This is a genomic window from Tabrizicola sp. BL-A-41-H6, from assembly GCF_050632395.1.
In the GTDB taxonomy this organism is placed as follows: Bacteria; Pseudomonadota; Alphaproteobacteria; order Rhodobacterales; family Rhodobacteraceae; genus JAUYQR01.
Map to the genome: position 1 here is coordinate 481440 of NZ_CP192600.1, position 26730 is coordinate 508169.

Here is a 26730-nt window from a genome sequence, read left to right on the forward strand (position 1 = left end):
CGCCCAAAGGCGTTACGCATTCCCGCTGATGTCGTCCAGCGTGCTGCGAAGTGTCGCGACAAATGCGCCAAGGTCAATGGAGTGATCGCATATACAGCAGATCGCGTCGTCAGTCTCGGCCTGCGCACGCAGAAACAGCTTCACGCCCGACCCGTCCACGACCAACGCCCCGTGCGCCGTGCCGAACGCCTGTTCGGCCAGCGTCGACATCGGTTCGCCAAAACTGGCCGAGGCATCGGCGCACAACTGGTCCAGATGTTCCTGCGTCATGTCCACCGACCCGGCGCTGCTCAGCACCATGCGCGAGGCAAGGTCGGCATAGGCGATCACCCGCGCCTGCGGATGCGCCGTCGCCACGGATTGCAATGCGTCCTGAACCCCCACGGGCATCATCCTTTAGAATCTGGGCCGCAGCCTCAGCCCTTCGATTGCGTCAACGGCGAAGCGGGGCCAGCGGCACCACCGCCATCCTGCGGCGGGGCGCTGGTACGTTCGGCAAATGGCACCACATTGCCGCCAAGCGCAACCGGCCGTGCCGCATCGGGGCGGGGCTGGCGTGCGCCGGTGGTAGCCACGCGGCGTGGCATGACCCGCTCGCCCAAAGGCACCGTCTGCCCTGTTTTCACCAGACGAAGCCGGTCGAAATGCGTCGACACAAGGCTCGATTCACCGGCCGATACTGGCTCGTCGCCGTCTTGCACCTGTTCTTCGTCGGTCAGCGTCGCGTCGCTGTCGGCCAGCCGATTGACCAGATCATACAATGCGTTGGTAAAGGCATAGCCCCCGCTTGCGACCCATTTCTGCTGGTCATCCCCCGCTGCCATCGCCTGCGTCAGCGAAATCGGGAAGAACTCGGCAAACAGCCCGCGCGTTTCGGTGGCCACTCGCTTCAACACGCGCAGCCGGTCAGCCTCGCTGATGATTTTGTCAAAGCGCGTCACCAGCAACATGCTGTGGGCGCGCAATTCCTCGGGGAAGGTCGCCCAGACGCCGGCTTCCGATTGCCGCCACGCCTGCGTCGCATGGGTGCACCACAGGACGCCATCCGCTAGATGCGCCATCCGTTCCCACACTTCGGGCGCCATGCTCGGGTCGGAAATCCCGGGCATGTCGATCAGGTCGCAATATTTCAACATCTCGCTTTTCAGGTAGATGCGCACATGCTCCGTCCCGTCCAGGGACACGCTGCCAAGGTCGGCCACGTCCAAAGGTTCGCGCTCGCCATCCAGACGTTGCACATAGGCATCGCCCGCCCCGTAACTTAGCCAGACCGGCGGCAATTGCGTCGCCGTGACCTTCTCCAACAGCGGACGCGACCCCAGAAGCACGTTGCACAGCGTGCTCTTGCCGGAACTGAATTCGCCCATGATCGCAAGGCGCGGTTTGCGGTGGTTTGCCATGGCTACTGCTCTTTTCTTCCGTCAGTCTGCATAAACGCTCAGCTCGTCCATCACCGTCGCCAAGCCGGCTTGACGGTCTTCCCACGCGTTGACGCCGAAAAGCTCCTTCATTTCGGCAATCGACACGTCGGAACTGGCCAGCGCGCTGGTCAGCAGCTCCCGCTGTTCGTGCAGGAAATCCCTCAGCGTCTTCTGCGTGCGTTCACGGAACAGGCCGATCTGTATGGTCTTGAGATCATTGATGATCGGGTCGGTCTCTGCACGGATCAGCTTGTAGAAATCCTCGGCAAAGGCCTGATAGCCGCGCCGCCGCTGCCACCAGCCCTTCCACCAGCTGACCTGCAGGTCCAGCGCGATGGTCTGGCCAAGGTTGATCGGCGGCGGGATGTAGGTCACCACCGGCACCTCGATCTTGAACCCCTCGACCGTGATCGAGAAGGTGCGCCCGTAAAGATCCGCCACCAGCCGCGCGGCATCGCCGTTCACCTCGGCGGCGATGGCGTGCATCTTCTTCAGCAGCACCTGATAGCTTGAACTCAGCAGCATCCGCAGCCCCAGCGGGCTGTAGTGCCACATCGCGTCTTCGCCGTTGTTCTGCAGATGCTCGATCAGCGATGACGTCGCACGCTCCAGAAACCGCTCGTAGGATTGGTCGATCCGGTTGGTGAAATCGGCGCAGGCCAGATTGGTGCGCTGCATCAGCCGCTCGGTGCAGTCGGTCTCGATCCGGGTCAGTTCGGCGTCCAGCGCCTCCGGCGTCATGCTGCGGGTCAGCGCGCCTTCCTGCTCCAGGATGCGCACCTGATCCACCACATCCAGACTCTGCGCCAGGTTCAGCGCCTGCCGAGCCGATTTCTGCAACGTCTCCAGCACCGGGCCTTCGAACATCCGCTGCGCCAGCGCCTCGATCAGCGCCGGCACGCCCGACGCCGCCCAGACCAGATGGTCCGCCGTCCACGTATCCACGCGGTCGGCAAAGGCAGACCGCGTCCAGTTGATCGCGGCGTTGGTGCTGTCATCCGGCATCTCGTCGATCGTGCCCGACAGCACGGCATTGGCCCACTGCGCGCTGCCGAAGATGATGTCGATGTTCGCCGGCGCGTTGTTCTTGCCCAGCGTCTCAAGGATCGACCGGTGAATTTCCGGCACTTGCGTCGCCGGGTCGGACAATTCGTCGATCCGGTTGACGAAGATGATGATCTCTCGCGACGCTCGGTGCGCAATCATGCGGATCAGCGCCATATCCATCGTGGTCAGCGCCTGATGCGCCGACAGCACGACAATGCAGGTCCGGCTGTCGCGCACCGCGTTGATGGTGATCTGCTCGCGCATCATGAAGGTGTCGTTCACACCGGGCGTGTCGCGCACGCAAAGCGACGTCGGAATATCCGCCCGCTCGATGTAAAGATCCGCCGATTTGGTAATGTCGACAAAGCGGCCCTGATCGTCGGCCTCGATCTCCTCGTCGCCGACGCAGACATAGCGTTTCAGAAGCGCGTCATCGACCTTGCCATAGCGGTGCTCGGTGCCCAAGAGCATCTCGAACTTGCGGCCCAGCCGGGCGCGCGCCTTCTCGCGCATCGCCACAACCTGCAAGCGCAGCTTCTCCAGCTCGTCATCCGCCCCGGCCCGCGCCGCCAACTGGCCGATTCGGCCGCCGTTGCTGATCAGCCGGTCCCATTCCGCCCCGTCAAAGAACTTGAACCTCGCCTTCACGTTCGGGTCCGGGCTGGGCGTGTTGATGTGCAGCGACGTGACCACCGAAGTCCACGGGTTCACGTCCGTCGGCAACAGCCCCGGCGCGCCGATCATCGCGTTGACCAGCGACGTCTTGCCCGCCTTGATCTGCCCGATCACCGTGACCGAAGGCTCGATTTCCCGCGTTTGTTGTTGAATTCGCGCAAGTTTTTTCGCCGTCTCCGGGTCGGCAAGGCTCATGAAATCGCCCAGAACGTCCTCAAAGTCCTGAACCGCCTCGGCGATCCGCGCCAGTCCGGGAAAGGTTCGCCGTATCGGCGAGTCCGCAGCGGGCGCGACCTGCGCGACCTGTTCTGCGTTCACTGCGTCCATCTTCACGACTGCGCCTCGTCCCATTCTTACCCTCGAATTTCTGCTAACAGTGCCACTGGATACAACTACCGGTCAGACAAGCCTTATGTTGGGATAGTGGTGCCAATTGGGCAGAGTTTAGACGAATCTTCGGAGATCAATCCGCCCTAGGCGGCCATCAATGTTTCCAGATCGCGCCGAATCTGCAGAAGCATGGTGATCGCGTCGTCTGCGGGTGCCGGCCCCTTTTCCAGTTTCATCAGCAGCACCAGATCCTGAATTTCGCCAAGGTCGGTTGCTATTCGGCGGACCGGGCGGGCAGCGGCCTTTCCCAGGATCGCCGCCACGTCGTCGGTTGTGGCATGGCTCAGGTCAAGGATCTCCTCCACCGGCACGGCCTTCATCCCGGCAACGCTGTCCACCATCCGCGCCGCACTGTCCGCAATCACCGCTACCGCCGCTTCGACGATGGCCCGGTCCGCTGGTGACAGCATTTCGCGCATCGTCGCGGCGGGCGGCAACGGGCGCGCTGTCACACGGGTCCGCGGGCGCATCGCCTCGCTGTCGCCCTTCGGCACCAGAATAAGCGGCGTCTGCCTTGGCGGGCGCGGCACTTGACGCATTTCGGGCCGCGCTTCGGCGGCTTCTGTCGGGGATGGGTCAACCGCCGCGATCCTGTCCAGCGTGGAACGCGGCAGGCTTGGCGGCACATAGACCGGCGGTGAAAAGCTGGGCGGTGCAGACAGCACGCGGCGCAGCAGCGGGCGCGTTTCGGCTCGCACGGGTGCGGCAGGCGTCGGCGGCGCGATCTCGGGCAGCGCGTCCGGCACGGCAACCGGCCCGGCAGGCAGCACTGGCACAGGGTCGGCCACGCGCCGCTGTGTGCGCTGCGGCGGCCGGGCATGGCGCAGCAACAGCGCCTCGGCCGTGGCCGCATCGGCCTTGTGCGCCATTTCGACGCGCGACTTGATCGCGGAAATCACTGCCGAGGCACCGCTGTCGCGAAACTGCTCGCGGTCGACCGTGCCATCCGGCAACAGCGCACGCCCCGCCTCCAGCACCGAAATCGGCAACACGCGGCGGAACTCCTGCCCCGCCCGCGCCTCGATCCGTTTTACCACGCCCGCAACCGCGTCTTGCGAACCGATCAGATCGGTCTTTGTCACCAGAAGAAAACCGTTGTCCTTGGTCTGGTCGGGCAGGGCTTCCCACAGCATCTGCTCGCGCGGCAGGAAGGCCGTGCTGCACCAGACCACGATATCCGCCCGTTTGCCCGCCCAGGCCATTGCGCGGCGCTGGTCCTGCTCCGACGGGCCGGCCGCCACTTCCAGAAGGCTGATCACCGACAGCGCCGGAAGATCGCATTCCAGCGTCACCAGTGCGGGCTGCAATTCCACCGTGTCGGCCAGATCAGTGCCGTCGATCACCTCGCTTGACCCGTCGGCCAGCGTGCAGATCATCCGCGCCTCACCGCCGCGCTGCACCAGAACCGTCGGCAGGGCCAGATCTTCCGGCACCACCGTCTCTCCGGCCAGCAAGTTCAGCACCGCCGTCTTGCCCGCGCCTTGCATCCCAAGGATCGCCACCCGCGCCGGGCGTTCCAGCCGTTCAATCAGCCGCTCGGCCGCTTCGGCCGGCCCTCCAGCAGGCAAATGGCCCCGGTCAAGCGCACGGCCAAGGCGTTCTATGATCGACAGCGTGGGTTCAAGGCTCGACATGTAGGCTCACTTCCCCGCCGCAATGCGCTTTGAGCTGGCGTCAGCGTCCTGCCCCGCCTCGATTTCAGGCTTTGCCGGTTGCAGCGGGACGACCGAAGGCTCCGCCATCACCGTCGTCAGCGACCGTGGCCGGCTAATCGCCTGCGACACCGTCTTCACCCGGGCGCTTCGCGCACTGACCGATGCGTCATTCACCTTGATCACGCAGAACGACACGTTGTCCTGATCCGGGTCATCCAGCTTGCGGATCTCGTCCAGCAGAACTTCCGCGATCTCGCTGCTGCGTTTTCTCCGCGTCCGCCCCAGCAGCTTTTCGATCTGGTCGTTGGTCAGGAACTGCAACCCGTCCGATGCGCAGATCACGATGTCGCCCACCTTCAACTCCATCGGCTTTTCCGGGCAGTCGATCTGCGGAATCCGCATCCCCATCAACACCGAGGTCAAGCAGTTGCGGTCCGGATGGTCGGCCCCCACCTTCGGGTCCATCAGTCCGGATTTCACCATGAAATCAATCTGCGGCGCCATCGAGTGGTCTTCGTTGATCTGCGTCAGCACCCCCGCGCGGTACAAAAACAGCGGCGAATCCCCGACCGAGATCCAGTAAAGCCGGTTTTCCAGCATCACCGGCACCACCAGCGTCGCCCCCATTCCGGCGGTCTCCGGATGCGTGCGCGCATGTTGCCGCAAGCGGTCGTTGGCGTGGTCGGTGATGTTGCGCAAGATTTCCGGCGCCCGCGCCTCGAAGGCGTCGGTGTCGGCGTACTGGAACTTCAACTCGCTATAAACTTCCGTCAGCACGATCTTCGACGCCACGTCGCCCGCCGCATGCCCGCCCATACCGTCGGCCAGCACCACGAACCCCGCATCCGCCCCCACAAGAAAATCGCTGGTGATCGCATCTTCCTGATAGTCCCGCGCGCCCTGGCTTATCGCCGTGGCCACGTCATAGCGAGGCTCACGCGATCGCCATATCATTCGAATCTCCCCCACCCTGCTGCCGCGACCAGTTGAACTCGGGCGTGCACAGCACCTTCAGCAGCAAAGTGGTTTCCCCGATCTGGATTTCGTCGCCATCCTTCAGCGGCTCGGTGGTCAAAAGCGGGCGTCCGTTCAGTCGCACAAGGTTCGACTTGCCGCCGTGGCCGATGAAGAACTGATGCTGCGACGCGTCATAGGCGATCGCCGCGTGGTTGCTGCGCGATACCGTCATGTCGCCGAAATCCAGCCGCACGGTCTGGTCAACGCCGCGCCCGACCATCGACAGGCCCTGCTTCAGCGGGAAACTGGCGCCCCGGCCAGCGCCCGCCTTTACCACCAGCCAGCCGGTCGGGAACATCACGACCTCGGGCCCCTCGGCAGGCTCCAGCTCCTCCTCCGGCTTCGCTTGCGCCTCGAACAACGGCACGACCGAGGTTTCCTCCGGCTCGAAACCCAGCATCCGCGTCTTGGTCCGGTTGGCGCGGCCGCGCGGCGCGGGGTCCGCCACAGGCACCGCCGCTTCCGGCTCCGCCGACGTCGCCCGGCCCCTGCGCTGGCGGGCAGACCGCTCCGGTTCCTCGCCCGGCGCGTCCTCTTCGATGTCCCATATGTTCACCACCGGCGCGCCGCCGTCCTTGACGCGCGTCGGGGTCACCGTCTTGGTCAGCACCTCGCTTCGCGCGCCGACCGCATCCGACAGCTTGGGGAAACGGTGCGAATTGACCGTCGCCGTGGCGCCTGCCCGCAACGCCTCCATCGCCTGCCGCGCGGCCTCCGCCTGCTCGGCCTCGGTTCCGGAAAACGGCGAGGGCGAGGTTGGCCGGCTTTTCGATTTGCGACGCAACATCTTTTCAAGAAGGTTCATCTTACCACTCTCCTGCGCGCTGCCGTCTTGCGGCCTGTCGGGCTACTACAACCTTAACGTGTAAAGCACTGCAACCGATTCGCATGGCCCGGCCATGCGTCGCGGGGGTGCGAAAGCCCAATGCCACAAGGGGATTCATGCTTCAGCTCTCATCCGAGGGCGGGTCGGCGCGGCGTCATGCCCCGCTCTTCGCCCTCTGATTTCCTAAATGGAAACTTTGGCCAAAAAGTGAAGCCATTGAGTTCAATTCTTGGTTCGCTCAGTTGACGCGCGCGACCACGTAATCCGCAAGGTCCGCCAACATGTCGCGCAGCGGATGCTCCGGCACCCGCTCCAGCGCCGCCCGCGCCTTGGCAACCCAAGCCAGCGCATCGTCCCGCGCCGCCGTCATCGACCCGTGCCGCGCCATGATCGCCTGCGCCTGCGCAAGATCGCCCTCGCGCTGGTCACCCTTTTCGATCACCCGCACCCAGAAGGCACGTTCCTCGGCGCTTGCCCCGGCCACCGCCTTGATCACCGGCAGCGTCAGCTTCCGCTCGCGGAAATCGTCGCCGGTGTTCTTGCCGATCGCGGCATCGGTCCCGCCGTAATCCAAAAGGTCATCGACGATCTGGAACGCCACGCCCAGCGCATCGCCATAGTCGAACAGCGCACGCACCACGGCCTCATCGGCCCCGGCAATCACGCCGCCCACCTCGGTCGCCGCTGAAAACAGCGCCGCCGTCTTGCCACGCACCACCTGCAGATAGACGCGCTCATCGGTCCGCAGATCCTGCGCCGCCGTCAGTTGCAGCACCTCGCCCTCGGCAATCGTGGCCGAGGCGTTGGCAAGGATATCCATCACCCGCAGGCTGCCTGTCTCCACCATCAACTGGAAACTGCGGGAAAAGAGGTAATCGCCCACCAGCACCGAAGACTTGTTGTCCCACAAGAGGTTCGCCGTAGGCCGCCCGCGCCGCCGCTGGCTTTCGTCCACCACATCGTCATGCAGCAGCGTCGCGGTGTGAATGAACTCCACCGTAGCCGCCAGATGCACATGATAAGGTCCGTCGTAGCCACAGATCCGTGCCGCCGCCAGCGTCAGCAACGGACGCAGCCGCTTGCCGCCCGCCTCCACCAGATGCGCTGTCACCTCAGGGATGCGTGGCGCATGTTCCGACGCCATCCGCTCACGGATCAGCCGGTTCACGGCAATCATGTCCTCGGCCAGCCAATCGGCCAGCCGGTCCTGCGGCCCTTTCGGCTTTTGCACTGCGCCGTCCATCCTAACCCTTCGCCGCTGCCCTTGCCCCCGCTGCGGGGGCGGGGTTTACTCTGTGTCATGAAAGAACTTTTGCGCACGACCGACCCTACGGTAATCGCCTTCGCCACGGCCCTTCTCGAGGGCGAGGGTATAGCGGTGTTTCCGCTGGACGTCCACATGAGCATCCTTGACGGCAGCCTCGGCATCCTGCCGCAACGCCTGATGGTGGCCGACCGGGACCATTTCATCGCGCGCGCTGTCCTTGCCGACAACGACATCCCGACAGGCCAGTGAATGTTCGCTGAAAGCGAGCTTTCGGACGACAAGTTCCTCTGCGGTCGCCTGCGCCTCTTGCAACCCGTCAAAGGCTACCGCGCCGCAACCGACCCCGTTCTTCTCGCCGCCGCCTGCCCCGCGACTTCGGGCCAGTCGGTGCTTGATCTCGGCTGCGGGGCAGGGGCCGCGTCACTGTGCCTCGGCCACCGCGTTCCCGGCCTCATCCTCACCGGCCTCGAACTGCAACCCGCCTACGCTGACCTCGCCCGCCGGAACGCCGCCCGCAACGGCATCGCGATGGATGTGGTCGAGGGCGATCTTGCCAACCTTCCCGCCACCCTCCGCCGCGATTTCGACCACGTCATCGCCAACCCGCCCTACTATCCGCCCGGCGGCACCCCCTCGCCGGTCAAATCCCGCGCCACCGCGATGCAAGTTGACGAAACCCCGCTGTCCCTCTGGGTCGAGGCCGCGTCCCGCCGCCTGCGCCCCGGTGGCTGGCTCACGCTGATCTCCGGCGCCGATACCCTGCCGGACCTTCTCTCGGCGCTTGGCCCAAAACTTGGCTCCGCCGCAGTGCTGCCGCTGGCCCCGCGCGAGGGCAAACCCGCCCTCCGCATCCTTCTTCACGCCCGCAAGGGCGGCCGCGCTCGGTTCCGCCTGCTTGCCCCCTTCGTCATCCACCAAGGCACCGCCCACGACGGCGACCGCGAAAGCTATACGCCCGACGCCAACGCCGTCCTGCGTGACGGTGCCGACCTCTTGGCGGCGTTTCGCTGAATTCTAATCAGTTCGCTGCACATCCTTGTGAAGAACAGATGACACGACTCGCCCTTTGTGGTGCACTTGACCCGTGGGCAACCCAGGAGGACGAACATGACGATGGCTTCGCATCTGACGGAACTGCGCAGGAAACACGACACTCTCTCCGACATGGTCGAACAGGCCCAACGCAGCCCCGGCACTGATGCCTTGAAGATCGCCGACCTCAAGAAACAGAAGCTCCGCCTCAAGGAAGAAATCACCCGGCTCAGCCAGCACTAGGCTTTCTTGGCGCTGGCGCGCGCCGCCAGCGCCGCACCTCCGGCGATAAGCACTGCGGCGATGCCAATCGCATAGGACGGCTGGGTGATCCCCGCCGCCACCAGTGCCAAGGTTGACAGCAGCGGCGCGGCATAGGACGCCACGCCCAGTAGCTGGATGTCACCCCGCTTCATCCCGATATCCCAAGTAAAGAACGCGGCCCCCACTGGCCCGATCCCCAAGGCCAGCACCGCGCCCCACCCCAGCGCACCCGTGGGCCAGACTGTCTCCTCCAGCGCCAGATGCGCCAGCACTGACAGCCCCGCAGTCGCCAGGCAAAACACCGTCACGCTTTCGGTCGGCACCGCGCCGAGGCCCCGCGACGCGACCGAATACGCAGCCCAGGTCACCGCGCACAAGAACGCCAGCCCCAATCCCAGCGCCGACCCCTCGCCCTCGCCTCCCCGCGCCAGCACGATCACCGCCGCCCCCGCAAACGCGACCACCGCGCCAAGGATGTGCTGCCCCGTCAGCCGCTCTCCCGGCAAAAGCCCTGACAACAGCACGATGAACAGCGGCCAAAGATAGGCGATCAGCCCGGTCTCAGCCGTGGGGGCCAGCCGAAAGGCGGTGAAATACAGGAAATGATAGCCAAAAAGCCCAATCGTGCCAAAGGCATAAACCTTCCACGACACCGCCTTCAGCACCCCGAATCCGCCCCGAGCCGTCCACGCCAGCCCGATCAGTCCGCCCACCGCAAAGCACATCGCGTTCAGCTGAAAGGGTGGCACAGGCGCCGACCCGATGGTGAACAGCGCCAGCAGAGACCACATCAGGATCGCCGTAAAACCGATTGCCGTCGCCTTGCTGCGTGTCATGTGCCCACCTTCGCCCGGAAAGCGGGTGGTGCCCCGGCGCGACCGCCGAGGCAAGCCCGTGTCACACGAAGAACTGCCCGCCGTTCGCGGAAACCGTCGATCCGGTGATGAACCCCGCATCGTCGGACGCCAGGAACACCACGATCCGCGCGATTTCCTCCGGTTCGCCCAGACGGCCGACCGGAATCTGCGGGATGATGCGTTCGTTCAGCACCTTCTCGTCGATCGCGCGCACCATTTCCGTGCCGATATACCCCGGGCAGATCGCGTTCACCGTGATCCCGGCCCGTGCGCCTTCCTGCGCCAGGGCCTTGGTGAACCCCAGATCCCCAGACTTCGCCGCCGAATAGTTGGCCTGCCCGGCCTGCCCCTTCTGCCCGTTGATCGAGGAAATGTTGATCACCCGCCCGAACTTCCGGTCCCGCATCCCCGACCACAACGGGTGCGTCATGTTGAAAAGCCCCGTGAGGTTGGTGTCGATCACCTCTTTCCACTGGCCCGGCGTCATCTTGTGGAACATCGCGTCGCGGGTGATCCCGGCGTTGTTCACCAGCACGTCGATCGGCCCCAGATCAGCCTCCACCGATGCAATTCCCGCAGCGCAGGCGTCATATTCCGCCACCGACCACTTGTAGGTCGGGATGCCCGTCGTCTTGGTGAACGCCGCCGCCGCCTCGTCATTGCCGGCATAGTTGGCCGCCACGGTATAACCCGCCGCCTTCAACGCGATCGAAATCGCCGCCCCGATCCCCCGTGAGCCACCCGTCACCAGTGCTACGCGCGCCATTTACCTTCTCCTCCTCAGGTATGCCTTGGTATGCCTTGAAATAGTGTTACTGAAACGAAATCAGGCGCGCAAGATTATTGCGCGCCTGACCGAGTCCATCCGCAGGAAAGCTCAGGCGCGCTCAAGGCACATGGCAACGCCCATGCCGCCGCCGATGCACAGCGTGGCCAGCCCCCGCTTGGCATCGCGCCGCGCCATCTCGTGGATCAGCGTGTTCAGGATACGCGCGCCCGACGCGCCGATCGGGTGACCGATGGCAATCGCGCCGCCGTTCACGTTCACGATGGCCGGGTCCCAGCCCATGTCCTTGTTCACCGCGCAAGCCTGCGCCGCGAACGCCTCGTTCGCCTCAACCAGATCAAGGTCGCCGACCTTCCAACCCGCCTTGGCCAAGGCCTTGCGGCTGGCATGGATCGGCCCGACCCCCATGATCGACGGGTCAAGCCCCGCCGTCGCATAAGACGCGATCCGCACGATCGGCTTCAGACCGCGCTTGGCTGCCTCTTCCTCGGTCATCAGCAGCACCGCCGCCGCGCCGTCATTCAGCCCGGATGCGTTCGCCGCCGTGACTGACCCGTCCTTGGCAAAGGCGGGCCGCAGCTTGGACATGCTTTCCAGCGTGGCGCCGTGGCGGATGTATTCGTCCTGATCGACGACGATATCGCCCTTCCGGGTCTTCACCGTGAAGGCGATGATCTCGTCCTTGAACTTGCCGGCCTTCTGCGCGGCTTCGGCCTTGTTCTGGCTGGCCAGCGCGAACTCGTCCTGCATGTCGCGCGAAATCTGCCACTGGTTGGCTACGTTTTCCGCCGTCTGACCCATGTGATAGCCGTTGAAGGCGTCCCACAATCCGTCCTTGATCATGCTGTCGACAAAGTTCAGGTCGCCCATCTTCTGCCCGGCGCGCAGGTGCGCCACGTGCGGCGCAAGGCTCATCGATTCCTGACCGCCCGCGATCAGGATGCGCGCGTCGCCCAGTTGCACGTGCTGCGCGCCCAACGCCACCGCCCGCAGGCCCGAGCCGCAGACCTGGTTCAACGACCAGGCGCTCGCCTCCTTGGGCAGGCCCGCCTTGATATGCGCCTGACGCGCGGGGTTCTGGCCCTGACCGGCGGTCAGTACTTGCCCCAGGATCGTTTCGTCGACCTCGGCCTTGTCGATCCCGGCGCGGTCGATCACGCCCTCGATCACGGCTGCGCCCAGATCATGCGCCGGGGTGTTGGCGAACGATCCGTTGAAGCTGCCCACAGCGGTGCGGCCCGCCGAAACGATGACGACGTTGGTCATGAAAATTCCCTCCGATGGCGATCTTGCGGCCGGGCCTGATGCCAACCGCGCCTGACGCTTGGCCTACGCGCTAGGCGGAAGAAGCGCAACATTCTTGCGCTGGGTTTCCGGCCGGGACGCGCAGTTTTGCCCATTTGCCAAACCCGCGCCGCAGCCGCCAGTGCGGTTATCGCTACCATCGGGCAGGCTCTCACCACTGGCGAATCGGGCCTGAACGCAGCGGCCAACCCGCCCGCCTCGCGTGCTACACCTTCGTCCGCCCCTTGCGAAACGCGGCAAAGTCCGGCGTCACCGTTGGCGCGCCGAAAAGATAGCCCTGCAAGCAGCCGACCCCGGCATCGCGTAGCCAATTCGCCTCGGCGTCCGTCTCCACCGCTTCGGCCACCAGAAACATCCCCAATTCGCGTGCAATCGCGATGGCCGACCGGACGACCGGCTGGTTTTCAGCATTGCTGTCGATATGGCGGATGAACATTCCGTCGATCTTGGCAATCTCGAACTGGAAATCGCGCAACAGCCCCAGCGAGGTGCCTGCCGCCCCGAAATCGTCCAGCGAAAACACGATCCCCGCCTCGCGCATCTCCGCCATGAACGGCAGCAGCACATCCGGCACCTGCATCGCCGACGCCTCGTTGATCTCAAGGATCAGGCACGCCCCCAGTTCTGGGGCCTGTTTCAGCGCTTGGCGCAACAGCGCCGTCCAGCGTTTGTAGCCGACCGACCGCGCCGACATGTTCACCGCCACCCGCACGCCGGGATTGCGCTGCAATGTCATCAGCCCCATCTGCAACGCCGCGCAGTCGATCTCGCGGCCCAGTTCCTGCCGTTCGGTAACGCCCATGAACTCGCGCGCCGGAATAACCCGGTCGCGGCTGTCCAGTAGCCGGATGAACCCCTCATAGAACCCGATGATCGACGGATCGGCCGCATAGACCGCCGGCTGGAACGCCAGTCTCGTCCGGCGCAGCTTCAACGCCTCCGCGACCATCGCCAGCGTTTCCCGCTCCGCCGTCCCTGCCGCCACGTCCAGCGGGCTGGCCAGACCAGGCTCCACGTCGAACTTGCTACGCTTCGGATCCTTCATGAAACTCATGGGCGGCCCCCTTTCCGTTCCTCGACAGGAATGGACGAAATGCGTAAACACTCCCCTAACATTCGCATTTTGTTCCAATTGTCACGAACCGCGAGGCGCGCCCGTATGACCGACGCTTCTTCCCGACGCTGCGCATGGTGCGGCACCGATCCGCTTTACATCCATTACCACGACACCGATTGGGGCGTGCCCGAACGCGACCCCCGCGCGCTGTGGGAAAAGCTGATCCTCGACGGCTTTCAGGCCGGCCTTTCGTGGATCACCATCCTCAGGAAACGCGAAAACTTCCGCGCCGCCTTCCACGGCTTTCACCCTGAAACCATCGCCACCTGGGGCGAGGCCGAGATCACTCGCCTCCTCGCCAACCCCGGCATCATCCGCCACCGCGGCAAGATCGCCGGCACCATCCGCTCGGCCCAAGCCTACCTCCGCATCGAAGGGCGCGAGGGGTTCTCTCCCTACCTCTGGTCCTTCGTCGGCGGCGCACCCATCCAGAACCGCTTCACCTCCGCCACGCAGGTTCCAACGCAAACCCCGCAATCCCTCGCCATGTCCAAGGCGCTCAAGGCCGAGGGCTTCACCTTCTGCGGCCCCACCATCACCTACGCCTTCATGCAGGCCACCGGCATGGTCAATGACCACATGACACACTGTCCCAGCCATTCCCGCGTCGCCGCCCTCGCCTGACCCCTTGGCCTTTCCGCGCCGCGATATCATATAAGGGGCCACACACCGACAAGAGGGCTGCCATGCTGGGTCTCACTGACACACCGCAACCGCCAACCGACCTGATCAAGGACGTCACCGAAGCCACCTTCATGGCCGATGTGATCGAGGCGTCGAAAACCATTCCCGTGATCGTCGATTTCTGGGCCACCTGGTGCGGCCCCTGCAAGACGCTCGGCCCGATGCTGGAAGCCGCGGTCAAGGGCGCTGGCGGCAAGGTCCGCATGGTCAAGGTCGATGTCGACAAGAACCAGCGCATCGCAGCGCAGTTGCAGATCCAGTCGATCCCCACCGTCTACGCCTTCTGGCAGGGCCAGCCGGTCGATGGCTTCCAGGGTGCGGTCCCCGGCTCCGAACTGAAAGCCTTCGTCGACCGCACCGCCGCCCTCGCCGGTGACGGCGGTCTGGCCGAGGCGCTGGAGGCTGCCGAGGCGATGCTTGCCGAAGGTGCCGTCGTCGATGCCGCCGAAACCTTCGCCGCCATCCTTGGCGAAGAGCCGGAAAACGCCCAAGCCTACTCCGGCCTCGTGCGCACCCACATCGCCGCCGGCAGCCTTGATCAGGCCGAGGCGTTCCTTGCCGCCGCCCCCGCCGCCATCGCCAAGGCCAAAGAGCTTGACGCCGCCCGCGCCCAGATCGAACTGGCCAAACAGGCCGCCAACGCCGGGCCAGAGGCTGACCTCCGCGCCCTCGTCACCGCCGATCCGGCCAATCATCAGGCCCGCTTCGACCTTGCCGCCGCGCTCCTCGCCGCTGGCAAACCGCAAGAGGCCGTCGATGAACTTCTGGAAATCTTCCGCCGCGACCGCGAATGGAACCATGGCGCCGCCAAGACCCAGCTTTTCACCATCTTCGACGCGCTGAAACCGCAAGATCCCATCGTCCTGAACGGTCGCCGCCGCCTTTCGTCGATGATATTTGCCTGATGGCCCATCCGGCCTAGGTCCATGCCATGATAAACGCCGCAGACCTGCCAGACACCATCCCCGTATTCCCGCTTCCGGGTGCACTCATGCTGCCCCGGACGCGGCTTCCCCTTCACATCTTCGAACCGCGTTACCTTGCGATGATCGAAGACGCGATGAAGACCAAGCATCGCCTGATCGGCATGATCCAGCCGCGCGAAACGCCGGTTTCCGAAAAGCGTGTCGGTGAAAAACGCCTGCAAGCCATCGGCTGTGGTGGCCGCCTGACCGGGTTCTCCGAAACCGAGGATGGGCGCTACATGATCACCCTCTCCGGCATCTCGCGCTTCCGCGTCCGCGAAGAGGTGCAGGGTTTCGCCCCCTACCGCCGCTGCCTCGTCGACTGGGCGCCCTTTGCCCGCGACCTCGGCCCGACCGAAGATGACAAGGGCTTCAAACGCCCCCAGTTCATGGACCTTCTGGGCCGCTACTTCACTGCGATGAACCTCTCCACCGACTGGGACGGCCTGAAAGAGGCCGAGCCGGAGCTTTTGATCAACTCCCTCTCCATGCTCTGCCCCTTCTCGCCCGAAGACAAACAGGCGCTATTGGAGGCTCCAACCCTCGACACCCGACGCGAAACCCTCGTCACCCTCATCGAATTCGCCCTCCGCGGCGGCGCTGATGAAGAGATCATGCAGTGACCGAAACCCCCGACAAAGCCGACCGCCGGATGCTGGAGGCGCTGGTCTGCCCCGTCACCCAAGCCGTCCTGACCTATGATGCCGAGCGTCAGGAGCTGGTCTCCAAAGCCGCCCACCTCGCCTTCCCGATCCGCGACGGCATCCCCGTGATGCTGGTCAGCGAGGCGCGCGAGGTGGAGTGAGCGTCGCCTTCAACCCCGCCAGTCAACCCCCCAGTCAACCATGTGACTGCACCCCGAAAGAACGATGTTCCCCTCTCCTTCCTGCAGAGGGTAGGGGTAAAGACCGCTGTTCGGTCTGTGCGGGCCGAGTAGAACGTCATACCCGTTCAGCTTCCTGATGTATGAGCTTATCGGTGTCCCAAAGGGATCACACGGATCTGTTCGCCCATTTGACCTGACGTAGATCTCAAGCGTTTCTGCGCCCAACAGATGGGCACCCGCCAGCATCCCGGAGGGTGTCAGCTGCACTCCTCCCACTTCGCTCCAGGCATAGCGGTCGATGTCGTGAAGTTCGATGTATCCCCACAGGATTACCATCCACTCCGCCATCGCACGGTCCTGCACGCTTTTGCTTGCAAGGAATTGGGCGGCGGATGTGATCCCATGCTTTCCGGTCCAGCCCCCACCATAATCATTATCGAAGGCATCGCCGTCATAGCGAACGAAGCCAAGGTCGGTCAGGGCGGCCTCGCCGAACTGAAAGGCACCCAGAAAATTGCGGCTGCTTACAGATCGATAATCACCGCCAGATTGCATCATCTGCAAAGCCACAATGAATGCTGCCAAAGTATTCATTCGCGCTCTCTTTGTGTTCTATCGCAAAGCGGCAAGTCTCTTGCGCAAGGGCGACGCGTCCTGCGTCTTGAGGGCGCTGCCATTCTGACGGGCAGATTGATTGAATCTAGCCTTTGTCCCAGCAGAAGTTGCTTTTTGGCGTCGCGTGAGTGCCTCCGCCCAAAAGTTTTCGTCGACACTGCCTGTGTGCCCGATTCTACGCTTCGCGGCCTTGATTTCAATCAATCGAAGCGAGGCAAAGCGGTCAGAGCAACTGATTTTCGTGGGCGTTTGAAGCTCCTGCCAGCTCGTCTTTCCGGTATCCCGCAGTAACGCCCGAGAGAACCCGGCTCACGATTAAACTACGCTCAGGGAAGGGGCGGCTTCATCGCAATGGCTGGACCAAATCGCTGTTCTTAAACCTTCCCAAACCCTTAACGTCCACACCTAACCCCTTGTAATCCCACACTCTGCACCCCTGTCCCACGGTGGGACAGGCTCACAACGCCTTCCCCTCCAGCAGCCTCGGCACCACCCCCGTCAGCCCCGCCGCCTGCCGGATGAACCGACGCCTCAGCCACGGCGTCGCCCCCACGATCCCCAGCCCCAGATCCCGCCCCAGCCGCAGGATCGGGTTGTCATTGGAAAACACCCGGTTTACCGCATCCATCCCCAAAGCCAGCGCCGTCGCATCGAACCGCCGCCACCGCTGATACCCCTCCAGCACCGTCAGCGCCCCGATATCCTCGCCCCGCCGCGCCGCATCGGTCAGCACCTCCGCCAAGGCCCCCACATCCCGCAGCCCAAGGTTCAGCCCCTGCCCGGCAATCGGGTGCACCCCATGCGCCGCATCGCCCACCAAGGCCACCCGCGGCCCCACGAACCGCTCCGCCAAGGACAGCGACAGGGGATAGGTGAACCGCGCCCCCGCCAGCGAGATCTCGCCAAGAAAATCCCCGAACCGTGGCCGCAAAGCCTCCAGATACTCCGCATCCGGCAGCGCCTGGATCGCCGCCGCCGCCGCCTCCGTCTCGCTCCACACGATGCTGGAATGATGCCCGCCCTTCAGCGGCAAGATCGCCAGCGGACCCGACGGCATAAAGAACTGGTGCGCGATCCCCCGGTGGTCGCGCTCATGCGCAATCGCCGTCACCAGCGCGGTCTGCCCATAGCCCCATCCGGCCCGCGCAATCCCCGCCCGCGCCGCCACGCCCGACCCGCGCCCATCGCACCCGACCAGCAGCTTCGCTCGCAACACCCGGCCCGAGGCCAGCGTCACCGCCACGCCCTCCGCCGTCACCTCTTGCCCAACCACCGTCTCGCCCGACATCAGCGTCACCGAAGATGCCGCCATCGCCTCAAGGAACGCCGCATACAGGAACCGATCCTCCAGCATGAAGCCCATCGGGCCTTCTTCGATCTCGGCATGATCGAAGGTCAGGAAAAACGGCGATGCCCCCATCCCCGCCAACCCGTCCGAGGCCTTGATCTGCAGGATCGGTTGCGCCTTGTCGGCCACCGATGGCCAGACGCCTATCGCCGTCAGCAGCCGCTTCGACGCGATGGCCAGCGCATAGGCCCGCCCGTCGAACCCCGCTTCGGCCCGCGCGGGCGCAGGGCGGGCGTCGACCACCACCACCTTGAACCCGGCCCCCGCCAGCGCCAATGCCAAAGCAGGCCCGTTCAGCCCGCCGCCTGCAATCACGATATTCGCGTCCTGTGTCATGCCCTCAGATATGCCTTCCCGCGCGGGATTGTCCATGCGCCCGCCTGCCGCTACCCTCGCTGCCAAATGGGGGAATGACATGAGCGGCACCTGGGCACACATGACGGCTGCGGAACTTGGCCGCGAAATCGGCGCAGGCCGTATCCACCCCGTCGAACTGGTCGAGGCGATGCTGGACGCCATCGACACCCACCCCCTCGCCCCCCGCATTTACGCCCGCACCACCCCTGACCGCGCACGGGCCGAGGCGATGGCCGCTGCCGGCCGCGCCAAATCCGGCCTGCGCCGGGGCGTGCTCGACGGCGTGCCGATCAGCTGGAAAGACCTTTTCGACACTGCCGGCATCGCCACCGAGGCAGGCTCGGCCCTCCTCAAGGGCCGCACCCCCAACCGCGATGCGGCCGTCCTTGAAACCGCCACCCATGCGGGCCTCGTCTGCCTCGGCAAGACGCACATGGCGGAACTGGCCTTCTCCGGCCTTGGCCTCAACCCGGTCACCGCCACGCCGCCCTGCCTGAACGACGACCGCGCGGTGCCGGGTGGCTCGTCCTCTGGCGCTGCCGCCTCGGTTGCCTTCGGGCTTGCCCCTGCGGCAATCGGGTCCGACACCGGCGGTTCGGTCCGCATACCCGCCGCGTGGAACGACCTTGTCGGCCTGAAAACCACGACTGGCAGCCTGCCGCTGACCGGCACTGTGCCCCTATGCGAAAGGTTCGACACCATCGGCCCGCTCGCCCACTCGGTCGAGGATTGCAACCTCCTTCTCGCCGCCCTGCATGGCCGCAAGCCCGCCGATCTTGCCGGGGCCAGCCTTGCCGGAACCCGCCTTGCGGTGCTGGAAACCGTGGCACTCGATGGCATCCGCGACCGTCCCGCCAAGGGCTTCGACGATGCCACCCAGCGCCTTGCCCGCGCCGGTGCGCAGATCGACCGCATCGTCGTGCCCGAAGTGGCCGAGGCGCTTGCGCTTGCGGTCACCCTCGTCACCGCCGAGGCTTATGGGATTTGGCGCGAAACCATTGAACGTGCTCCGGAAAAGATGTTCCCGCGTATCCTTGAACGGTTCCGCTCCGGCGCGCAGTTCACCGCGATGGATTATGTCGCCGGATGGCGTCGCCTGCACCAGTTGCGCGCGATCTGGGCCGAGAAAACCGCCCAGTATGACGCGGTGATCCTGCCCACTTCACCGATCCTGCCGCCGGATGCGAACCGGTTGATGACGGACAATGACTACTACGTCACCGAAAACCTGCTTGCCCTGCGCAACACCCGCATCGGCAACATGCTGGATCTTTGCGTGCTGACGCTGCCCACCTCGCAACCGTCTTGCGGCATCAGCTTCATGGAGGCGCCGGGGCAGGAAAACCGCCTGCTTCGGCTCGGGTCGGCGGCAGAGCTGGCGCTGCGCTGAAGCGCCAAAGGGCCGCTGTCCGGGTGGTAGCGGCGCGGCCCGATTTGTGGGCGTGTCAATCGGGGCAGAAGCACCAGCGTACCTTCCCGCCGCTTCCGGGGCCAAAAAGCCACAACCCCGCCGCCCAACCCACTCAGCCCGATGGGTTTTTCTGGACCCGCGCGCCGTCTCTGGCTATCGTCCGTCCAAACGGGGCGTTACGACCCCGAAATTGAGGCAGTAATGGCGTTTCCTGAGCGGTTTTCGAACCTGCCAGACTATGCGTTTCCGCGTCTGCGGAAGCTTCTTGACGCGCACCCTCCGGGTGGCGAACCCATTGCCATGACCATTGGCGAGCCGCGCCATCCGATGCCGGATTTCGTCGGACCGATCCTTGCGGCCAACCTTTCGGGTTTTGCCGTCTACCCGCCAAACGACGGCACGCCCGCACTTCTGACGGCGATCACAGGATGGATAGCCCGGCGCTACGGCGCGACCCTCCAGCCCGATCAGATCATGGCCCTGAACGGCACCCGAGAAGGCCTCTTCAACGCGGCCGTAGCACTTTGCCCCGAAACCAAGGCCGGGGAAAAGCCGGTCATCCTGATGCCGAACCCGTTCTATCAGGTCTACGCCGTCGCCGCGCTGACCGTGGGGGCCGAACCCGTCTACGTCCCGGCCACCGCCGCGACCGGCTTCCTGCCCGATTACGGCTCCCTCCCGAAAGACATTTTAGACCGCACCGCCATCGCCTACATCTGCTCGCCCGCGAACCCGCAAGGCGCGGTGGCCAGCGCCGATTACCTCGCCGATCTGCTGGCCTTGGCCGAAAAGCACGATTTCCGCGTCTTCGCCGACGAATGTTATTCCGAGATCTGGCGTGACACGCCACCCACCGGCCTTCTGACCGTGGCGAAAAACACAGGCGCGGACCCCGAGCGGGCGCTGGTGTTCCACTCGCTCTCCAAACGCTCCAACCTCCCCGGCCTGCGCTCCGGCTTCGTCGCGGGCGGCCTGCAAAGCATTGCCGAGATCCGCAAGCTCCGCTCCTTCGCCGGTGCGCCCCTGCCCCTGCCGATCCAGCGCGTGTCCGAAGCGGCTTGGGCCGACGAGGCACACGTCGACGCCTCCCGCGCGCTTTATCAGGAAAAGTTCCACCTCGCCGATCAGATCTTTGCCGGGATGCAGGGCTACCAGCCTCCCGGCGGTGGCTTTTTCCTCTGGCTGCCGGTCGAGGATGGCGAGACCGCCGCGCTCAGGCTCTGGCGCGAAACGGGCGTCCGGGTGTTGCCCGGATCGTATCTTTCACGCGATGCCGGGGGCCAGAACCCCGGCAAAGGTTACATCAGGGTCGCCCTCGTGGCCCCAAAAGAAGAAACGCAGCGCGGGCTGACACAGCTTCGCGACTGCCTCTACGGTCAAGGGACGTAAAGAATGGCATCTTATCAGGCACGGCAGCGCGATCCGCTTCTGGACCAGACCACCCAAGCGATGCTTGAACGCCGGGGACGCGAGCTGTTGGGCATCGCGCTTCTTCTGGTCGGTTTTGCCTTCGTGCTGGCCTTGGGCAGCTATTCGCCTGACGATCCCGGCTGGATGGTCGCCACCGAAGAACCGGCGCAGAACCTGCTTGGCCGCCTTGGCGCGTCCATCGCTTCGACGTTGATCATCATCATCGGCCTTGGCGCCTGGGCGATCCCAACGATCCTCGCGGTCTGGGGTGGTCGGTTCGTGCTGCACCGTGGCGGCGAACGCGCCGTCAGCCGCGTGGTCTTTGCCGTCATCGCCATCGCCCTCGCCTCGGTCTACGCCGCAACCCTCGTGCCCGGCGCCGACTGGCCGCATTCCTTCGGCCTTGGCGGGCTCTTTGGCGACACCGTCCTTGGCTCGCTCCTTGGTGTGATGCCCGGCAGCGCCGGTTTCGGCCTGAAACTCCTGTCGCTTTGCGCCTTTGCCGCCGTCCTCGCCATGCTCCTCTACGTCACCGGCTTCGATATGGCGGAACTCAAGGCGATCTGGCGCTTCCTGTTGGTCGGCTCCGTCGTGGTCTATTCCGCGCTTCGCACCGCCGTCGGCCTTGGCGCGCGCAGTGCCGTGATTGGCGCCGCCCGCCTTCAAGATCGCGCCCGCAGCCGCGCCCTTGCCGAACCGCCGGTCACCCCGGCACCGGGCCGCCCGCTTGCCGCCCGGACCACGATGGCCCCCGAACCCCTGCGCGCCGGGTCCGCATGGAACGCGCCCGCCACCCTGCGCGCCGAACCGCGCCATTTCGCACCGCCCGCCGATCTGCCCAAGGAAAAGCTGGGCTTCCTCGCCCGGATGCGCCGCGCGGTCGATCCCGAACCGGAACTGATCGAGCCGCAACTGGCCGACAGCGCCTGGTCCGCCGACCTTCCGTCAGAAGACCGCATCAAGGCCCGCATCTCCGACGTGATCCGCAACCGCGTGCAGCGCAGCCCCGAACCCGTGCGCTTCGATGCCGCCCGGATGGAGCCGCCGGTGCTGCGTGCGCCCCGCGCCGAACCCCCTGTCACCGCGCGCATCCCCGAACCCGCCCCCGCCATCGACGACTGGCAGGACGACACCCTTGAAGACACTGCTTGGGACGACGCCGAAGACCTGCCGCAGCGCAGCCTTCACGCCGACCGCCGCCCCGTGGTGCAACAAACCACCCGCAAGGCCGCCCCGTCGCGTCAGGCGCTGGCCGAAACCCAGCCCGCGCTGCGCTTTGACGATCAGCCCCCGGCCTACGAACTGCCGCCGCTTGGCCTGTTGTCGAACCCCGCCACCCTCCAGCGCACCCAGCTTTCCAACGAGGCGCTGGAAGAAAACGCGCGCATGCTGGAATCCGTCCTCGACGATTACGGCGTGAAGGGAGAGATCACCTCCGTCCGCCCCGGCCCGGTCGTCACCATGTACGAACTGGAACCCGCGCCCGGCCTGAAAGCCAGCCGTGTAATCGGCCTTGCCGACGATATCGCCCGCTCGATGTCGGCCCTGTCCGCCCGCGTCTCCACCGTGCCGGGCCGCACCGTCATAGGCATCGAACTCCCGAATGCCGTGCGCGAAAAGGTCGTCTTGAAGGAAATCCTCTCCGCTCGTGATTTTGGCGACAGCCAGATGCGCCTGCCGCTTGCCTTGGGCAAGGACATCTTCGGTGATCCCATCGTCGCCAACCTTGCGAAAATGCCCCACCTTCTGATTGCCGGCACCACCGGCTCGGGCAAATCCGTCGCGATCAACACGATGATCCTGTCGCTGCTGTATAAACTCAGCCCCGAAGAATGCCGGATGATCATGATCGACCCCAAGATGCTGGAACTCAGCGTCTACGACGGCATCCCGCACCTTCTGTCGCCCGTCGTCACCGACCCGAAGAAGGCCGTCGTCGCCCTGAAATGGGTCGTGGGCGAGATGGAGGAGCGTTACCGCAAGATGTCCAAGATGGGCGTGCGCAACATCGAAGGCTACAACGGCCGCGTCCGCGAAGCCCTTGCCAAGCACGAGATGTTCAAGCGCACCATCCAGACCGGGTTTGACGAGGAAACCGGCGACCCCATCTTCGAGACCGAGGAATTCCAGCCCGTCACCATCCCCTACATCGTGGTGATCGTGGACGAGATGGCCGACCTGATGATGGTCGCCGGCAAGGAAATCGAAGCCTGCATCCAGCGCCTTGCCCAGATGGCCCGCGCCTCGGGCATCCACCTCATCATGGCCACGCAGCGACCGTCCGTCGACGTGATCACCGGCACGATCAAGGCCAACTTCCCGACCCGGATTTCCTTCCAGGTCACGTCAAAGATCGACAGCCGCACCATCCTTGGCGAACAGGGCGCCGAACAACTCCTTGGCATGGGCGACATGCTCTACATGGGCAACGGCGCCCGCATCACCCGCATCCACGGCCCCTTCGTATCCGACGAAGAGGTCGAGGAAATCGTCAACCACCTCAAGAGCTACGGCCCGCCGGTCTACATGTCCGGCGTCGTCGAAAGCGCCGATGACGAGCGTGATAACGAGATCGACCTTGTTCTGGGCCTCGGCAGCGAGGGCGACGACACGCTTTACGATCAGGCTGTCGCAATCGTCGCCAAAGACCGCAAGTGCTCGACCAGCTACATCCAGCGCAAGCTTGGCATCGGCTACAACAAGGCCGCAAGGCTGGTGGAGCAGATGGAAGATCAGGGCGTGGTCACAAAGGCGAACCACGTGGGCAAGCGGGAGATTTTGGTAGAGGAGCGGTGAGGAGCCACCACTTGAGGGACAAAAGCCTGCACGCCAATTGTGCGTCTCCCCAACGTGCCGCATTTCGCGCCCAAGATCCCACTTTCGAATAGTCAGCTGAGATCAGGGCGCGGCTGCCTGCCACCCTGTTGCCCTCCACCTTGCGGCCCCGGGCAATCGGGCAGAGTGACTGTCCACTGGACAGTCCCGTTCCAGCCCTTCGGCGCCTGAACGGCCTAACATAGCGTTAAAGTCGATTTTTCATCAAATGAAATCAATGGCTTGAAAAGTGTCCCACGGTGGGACACTCACCTTCGCCGCGTCTCAAGCTGGGCCAGCCGCACCTGCCGCAAGGCCTCGACCAGAAGGGCCGTCAACAGGCCAAAACTCAAGAACCCATTGACCGAGGCCATCGCCGCAAAGATCCGCAGCTCCTTCGGTGGCACCACATCCCCCAGCCCCAGCGTCGAAAATGCGACCAGCGAAAAATACATCGACTCCTCCAGCGTGGCAAACGCCCCCAGCTGAAACAGCGCCCACGCCCAGATCCAGACCGCCACCGTGATCAAGGCCAGCACCCACACCCCCACTCCGATCAGCAACAGCAGCAGCTTCGGCCGCTGCGGCGGTGCGATCAGCCAAGGGTGCGCCCGCTGGAACACCGCCTCCAGCAAGAACGCCCCCACCGCGGCCACCGTGATGTTGGCCAGCAGCACCCCCGTCCCCAACACGATCTGGATCAGCATGTCATCCCTTCTGGACACAGGGCTCCCGCGTCCTTATCTGACATCCATCATGGTCGAAAAATCCGATCCCAATTCGAAACTTATCGCAGAAAACCGCCGGGCGCGCTTTGATTATCACATCGAGGCCGATCTGGAGGCTGGCATTATGCTGCTTGGGTCCGAGGTGAAAAGCCTGCGTCAGGGCGGTTCCAACATCGCTGAAAGCTACGCGTCCGTCGAGGGGGGGGAGCTGTGGCTGATCAACGGCTACATCGCGCCTTACCTGCAGGCCAAGACTTGGGGCCACGAGGAACGCCGCCGCCGCAAGCTTCTGGTTTCGCGCAAGGAACTCAGCCGCCTCTGGAACGCCGTCGGACGCGAAGGCATGACCATCGTGCCGATGAAGATGTACTTCAACGACAAGGGCATCGTGAAGCTGAAGCTGGGAATAGCCAAGGGCAAGAAGCTTGCCGACAAGCGCGAGACCAGCGCCAAGCGCGACTGGGATCGCCAGAAAGCGCGGCTTATGAAGCAGAACAACCAGAACTAATCCGTTGCCAATCACGGAAATGTTGCCGGATGCGCATCAATCTGGCAAGTTTCCGCCTACCGGCGCTTAGTCCGGGAAACAGCGGGCCCCCTTAGGGAGGCCTGCGAGCAAGGGAAGGTAATGGTATGGAACTGATAATCCAGATTGTCGCAGGTCTTCTGGGCGGCAATGCCGCAGGTGCAGCGCTGAAGAACCTCAGCCTTGGCACTGCAGGCAATACAGTAGTTGGCGGTATTGGCGGCGGGCTAGGTGGCATCCTCATGGGGATGCTTGGCGGGGCGGCACCAGATGCGGCTGCGGCTGCGTCAGGGCTTGACCTGGGTGCGATCATTCAGGCGGTTGCCGGTGGTGGCGTGGGCGGCGCTGTCTTGACGGCGCTTCTTGGTGTCGTGAAGAAGATGCTGGTCAAAGCCTGAGCAATCAAAGCGGGGCGGATAGGCGCCGCCCCGCGATCCCTTGCAGGCTTGCTTCGCGCCACCGCTCGCCGGTATACCCCCGGCATACTTCGCGAGGTTGCCATGACGTCTTCCCCCGTCGACGATCCCAAGACACTGGTTTCCACTGACTGGCTCGCCAAGCATGTGCGCGACCCGGACCTTCGAATACTTGATGCCAGTTGGTATCTTCCCGATGCCGGACGCAACGCGAGGGCGGAGTATGAGGCTGCCCACATCCCCGGCGCCCGGTTCTTCGATATCGACGAGATTTCTGACCTGCGTTCAACCCTGCCGCATATGGCGCCGCCACCAGAGAAGTTCATCAGCCGTATGCGCGCGATGGGTGTGGGCGACGGACATCAGGTCGTGGTCTATGACGGGGCGGGGTTGTTCAGTGCCGCCCGTGTGTGGTGGCTGTTTCGCCTGATGGGCAAGACCGACGTGGCCGTGCTTGATGGCGGTTTTCCCAAATGGCGCGCCGAGGGCCGCGAGATCGAGGACATGTCACCGATCGTGAAGGACCGCCACATCACGGTCAGCCGCCAAAACCATCTGGTCAAGGACGTGACGCAGGTTGCCCACGCAGCCAAGCTGGGCGAAGCCGAGATCATCGACGCCCGATCCGCCCCGCGTTTCCGGGGCGAAGTGCCCGAACCGCGCCCCGGCTTGCGTTCGGGTCACATTCCGGGCGCGAAGAACGTGCCATTTGCCACGGTCTTGAATGCTGACGGCACGATGAAAGCCCCAGCCGAGTTGAGGGCCGTGTTCGAGGCGGCGGGGGTCGACCTTGCGAAGCCCGCAGTCACCTCGTGCGGGTCGGGTGTCACGGCAGCGGTCCTGTCGCTTGCCCTTGAACGGATCGGTCACCGCAACCATGCGCTCTATGACGGCTCTTGGGCCGAGTGGGGCATGTATGACGACCTGAAAGTCGAACAGGGCCCGCAGGCCTAGGCCTGCTCTACCGGAG

The 26730-nt window shown here is 64.6% G+C and carries 27 protein-coding genes; 13 read left to right on the forward strand and 14 right to left on the reverse strand.

Going from position 1 to position 26730, the window contains the following annotated elements; all coding sequences use genetic code 11:
• Positions 1 to 12: 12 nt before the first annotated feature.
• The 7 genes from ACROUL_RS02385 to ACROUL_RS02415 form a co-directional block, all read right to left on the reverse strand.
• On the reverse strand, positions 13 to 384 hold the full coding sequence (locus tag ACROUL_RS02385; RefSeq protein ID WP_431297958.1) for a hypothetical protein: 372 nt from the start codon (positions 382 to 384) through the stop codon (positions 13 to 15).
• A 32-nt stretch (positions 385 to 416) separates the two neighbouring features.
• A complete protein-coding gene (locus ACROUL_RS02390; RefSeq protein WP_431297959.1) occupies positions 417 to 1400 on the reverse strand; it encodes a dynamin family protein in 984 nt (327 codons plus the stop codon).
• Between the two features lie 21 nt (positions 1401 to 1421).
• Complete coding sequence (locus ACROUL_RS02395; RefSeq protein WP_431297960.1) at positions 1422 to 3494, reverse strand: dynamin family protein; 2073 nt, start codon at positions 3492 to 3494, stop codon at positions 1422 to 1424.
• A 122-nt stretch (positions 3495 to 3616) separates the two neighbouring features.
• Positions 3617 to 5167, reverse strand: coding sequence for a hypothetical protein (locus ACROUL_RS02400; RefSeq protein WP_431297961.1), 1551 nt, complete (start codon positions 5165 to 5167; stop codon positions 3617 to 3619).
• 6 nt (positions 5168 to 5173) lie between these two features.
• The gene (locus tag ACROUL_RS02405) at positions 5174 to 6142 is read right to left on the reverse strand and encodes a PP2C family protein-serine/threonine phosphatase (protein ID WP_431297962.1); all 969 of its coding nucleotides are present in this window, start codon (positions 6140 to 6142) and stop codon (positions 5174 to 5176) included.
• On the reverse strand, positions 6123 to 7010 hold the full coding sequence (locus tag ACROUL_RS02410) for an FHA domain-containing protein (RefSeq protein ID WP_431297963.1): 888 nt from the start codon (positions 7008 to 7010) through the stop codon (positions 6123 to 6125). Before ACROUL_RS02410 ends, ACROUL_RS02405 begins: the two co-directional genes overlap by 20 nt.
• Positions 7011 to 7269: 259 nt before the next feature.
• Positions 7270 to 8274, reverse strand: a complete 1005-nt coding sequence (locus tag ACROUL_RS02415; RefSeq protein ID WP_431297964.1) for a polyprenyl synthetase family protein — start codon at positions 8272 to 8274, stop codon at positions 7270 to 7272.
• A 57-nt stretch (positions 8275 to 8331) separates the two neighbouring features.
• On the opposite strand from ACROUL_RS02415, the gene ACROUL_RS02420 reads away from it, so the two are divergent.
• The 3 genes from ACROUL_RS02420 (at position 8332) to ACROUL_RS02430 (ending at position 9573) form a co-directional block, all read left to right on the forward strand.
• Positions 8332 to 8547, forward strand: coding sequence for a DUF2007 domain-containing protein (locus ACROUL_RS02420; protein ID WP_431297965.1), 216 nt, complete (start codon positions 8332 to 8334; stop codon positions 8545 to 8547).
• Positions 8548 to 9309 carry a tRNA1(Val) (adenine(37)-N6)-methyltransferase gene (locus ACROUL_RS02425; protein WP_431297966.1) on the forward strand — a complete coding sequence of 254 codons (762 nt, stop codon included), beginning with the start codon at positions 8548 to 8550 and terminating at the stop codon, positions 9307 to 9309. It begins immediately after the preceding gene.
• Positions 9310 to 9405: 96 nt separating this feature from the next.
• Complete coding sequence (locus ACROUL_RS02430) at positions 9406 to 9573, forward strand: YdcH family protein (RefSeq protein ID WP_431297967.1); 168 nt, start codon at positions 9406 to 9408, stop codon at positions 9571 to 9573.
• Here ACROUL_RS02430 and yddG read toward each other — a convergent pair.
• The 4 genes from yddG to ACROUL_RS02450 all read right to left on the reverse strand — a co-directional run bounded on the left by yddG (position 9570) and on the right by ACROUL_RS02450 (position 13597).
• Positions 9570 to 10430, reverse strand: a complete 861-nt coding sequence (gene yddG / locus ACROUL_RS02435) for an aromatic amino acid exporter YddG (RefSeq protein WP_431297968.1) — start codon at positions 10428 to 10430, stop codon at positions 9570 to 9572. The two genes, ACROUL_RS02430 and yddG, sit on opposite strands and share 4 nt — an antisense overlap.
• A 61-nt stretch (positions 10431 to 10491) precedes the next feature.
• Positions 10492 to 11217 carry an acetoacetyl-CoA reductase gene (gene phbB / locus ACROUL_RS02440; protein ID WP_431297969.1) on the reverse strand — a complete coding sequence of 242 codons (726 nt, stop codon included), beginning with the start codon at positions 11215 to 11217 and terminating at the stop codon, positions 10492 to 10494.
• Between the two features lie 111 nt (positions 11218 to 11328).
• Positions 11329 to 12504 carry an acetyl-CoA C-acetyltransferase gene (locus ACROUL_RS02445; protein WP_431297970.1) on the reverse strand — a complete coding sequence of 392 codons (1176 nt, stop codon included), beginning with the start codon at positions 12502 to 12504 and terminating at the stop codon, positions 11329 to 11331.
• Between the two features lie 244 nt (positions 12505 to 12748).
• On the reverse strand, positions 12749 to 13597 hold the full coding sequence (locus ACROUL_RS02450) for an EAL domain-containing protein (RefSeq protein WP_431297971.1): 849 nt from the start codon (positions 13595 to 13597) through the stop codon (positions 12749 to 12751).
• A 105-nt stretch (positions 13598 to 13702) separates the two neighbouring features.
• Between ACROUL_RS02450 and ACROUL_RS02455 the strand changes: the two genes are divergently transcribed.
• The 4 genes from ACROUL_RS02455 to ACROUL_RS02470 all read left to right on the forward strand — a co-directional run bounded on the left by ACROUL_RS02455 (position 13703) and on the right by ACROUL_RS02470 (position 16114).
• A complete protein-coding gene (locus ACROUL_RS02455) occupies positions 13703 to 14284 on the forward strand; it encodes a DNA-3-methyladenine glycosylase I (protein ID WP_431297972.1) in 582 nt (193 codons plus the stop codon).
• Positions 14285 to 14346: 62 nt separating this feature from the next.
• Positions 14347 to 15249 carry a thioredoxin gene (gene trxA, locus ACROUL_RS02460; protein ID WP_431297973.1) on the forward strand — a complete coding sequence of 301 codons (903 nt, stop codon included), beginning with the start codon at positions 14347 to 14349 and terminating at the stop codon, positions 15247 to 15249.
• Positions 15250 to 15275: 26 nt separating this feature from the next.
• On the forward strand, positions 15276 to 15932 hold the full coding sequence (locus ACROUL_RS02465; RefSeq protein ID WP_431297974.1) for an LON peptidase substrate-binding domain-containing protein: 657 nt from the start codon (positions 15276 to 15278) through the stop codon (positions 15930 to 15932).
• Positions 15933 to 15961: 29 nt separating this feature from the next.
• Positions 15962 to 16114 (forward strand): Trm112 family protein, encoded by a 153-nt coding sequence (locus tag ACROUL_RS02470; protein ID WP_431301227.1) that lies wholly within the window; start codon positions 15962 to 15964, stop codon positions 16112 to 16114.
• A 9-nt stretch (positions 16115 to 16123) separates the two neighbouring features.
• On the opposite strand, the gene ACROUL_RS02475 is transcribed toward ACROUL_RS02470, so the two are convergent.
• Both ACROUL_RS02475 and ACROUL_RS02480 read right to left on the reverse strand, forming a co-directional pair.
• Positions 16124 to 16729 carry a hypothetical protein gene (locus ACROUL_RS02475; protein WP_431297975.1) on the reverse strand — a complete coding sequence of 202 codons (606 nt, stop codon included), beginning with the start codon at positions 16727 to 16729 and terminating at the stop codon, positions 16124 to 16126.
• A gap of 478 nt (positions 16730 to 17207) precedes the next feature.
• Complete coding sequence (locus tag ACROUL_RS02480; protein ID WP_431297976.1) at positions 17208 to 18434, reverse strand: FAD-dependent monooxygenase; 1227 nt, start codon at positions 18432 to 18434, stop codon at positions 17208 to 17210.
• Between the two features lie 79 nt (positions 18435 to 18513).
• Here ACROUL_RS02480 and ACROUL_RS02485 point away from each other — a divergent pair, with 79 nt between their 5' ends.
• The 3 genes from ACROUL_RS02485 (at position 18514) to ACROUL_RS02495 (ending at position 24072) form a co-directional block, all read left to right on the forward strand.
• Positions 18514 to 19845 carry an amidase gene (locus ACROUL_RS02485; protein WP_431297977.1) on the forward strand — a complete coding sequence of 444 codons (1332 nt, stop codon included), beginning with the start codon at positions 18514 to 18516 and terminating at the stop codon, positions 19843 to 19845.
• A gap of 222 nt (positions 19846 to 20067) precedes the next feature.
• Entirely contained in the window at positions 20068 to 21255 is a 1188-nt protein-coding gene (locus tag ACROUL_RS02490) for an aminotransferase class I/II-fold pyridoxal phosphate-dependent enzyme (RefSeq protein WP_431297978.1), read from the forward strand.
• Positions 21256 to 21258: 3 nt separating this feature from the next.
• Positions 21259 to 24072: a DNA translocase FtsK 4TM domain-containing protein gene (locus ACROUL_RS02495; RefSeq protein ID WP_431297979.1), complete on the forward strand. Its 2814-nt coding sequence runs from the start codon at positions 21259 to 21261 to the stop codon at positions 24070 to 24072.
• Between the two features lie 287 nt (positions 24073 to 24359).
• Here the strand turns inward: ACROUL_RS02495 and ACROUL_RS02500 are convergent, their stop codons facing one another.
• Positions 24360 to 24797, reverse strand: coding sequence for an ion channel (locus tag ACROUL_RS02500; RefSeq protein WP_431297980.1), 438 nt, complete (start codon positions 24795 to 24797; stop codon positions 24360 to 24362).
• Between the two features lie 49 nt (positions 24798 to 24846).
• Here ACROUL_RS02500 and smpB point away from each other — a divergent pair, with 49 nt between their 5' ends.
• The 3 genes from smpB to sseA all read left to right on the forward strand — a co-directional run bounded on the left by smpB (position 24847) and on the right by sseA (position 26714).
• Positions 24847 to 25326: an SsrA-binding protein SmpB gene (gene smpB, locus ACROUL_RS02505; protein ID WP_305567547.1), complete on the forward strand. Its 480-nt coding sequence runs from the start codon at positions 24847 to 24849 to the stop codon at positions 25324 to 25326.
• Positions 25327 to 25451: 125 nt separating this feature from the next.
• On the forward strand, positions 25452 to 25742 hold the full coding sequence (locus tag ACROUL_RS02510) for a hypothetical protein (RefSeq protein WP_431297981.1): 291 nt from the start codon (positions 25452 to 25454) through the stop codon (positions 25740 to 25742).
• Between the two features lie 102 nt (positions 25743 to 25844).
• A complete protein-coding gene (gene sseA, locus ACROUL_RS02515) occupies positions 25845 to 26714 on the forward strand; it encodes a 3-mercaptopyruvate sulfurtransferase (protein ID WP_431297982.1) in 870 nt (289 codons plus the stop codon).
• The last annotated feature ends 16 nt before the right edge of the window (positions 26715 to 26730 follow it).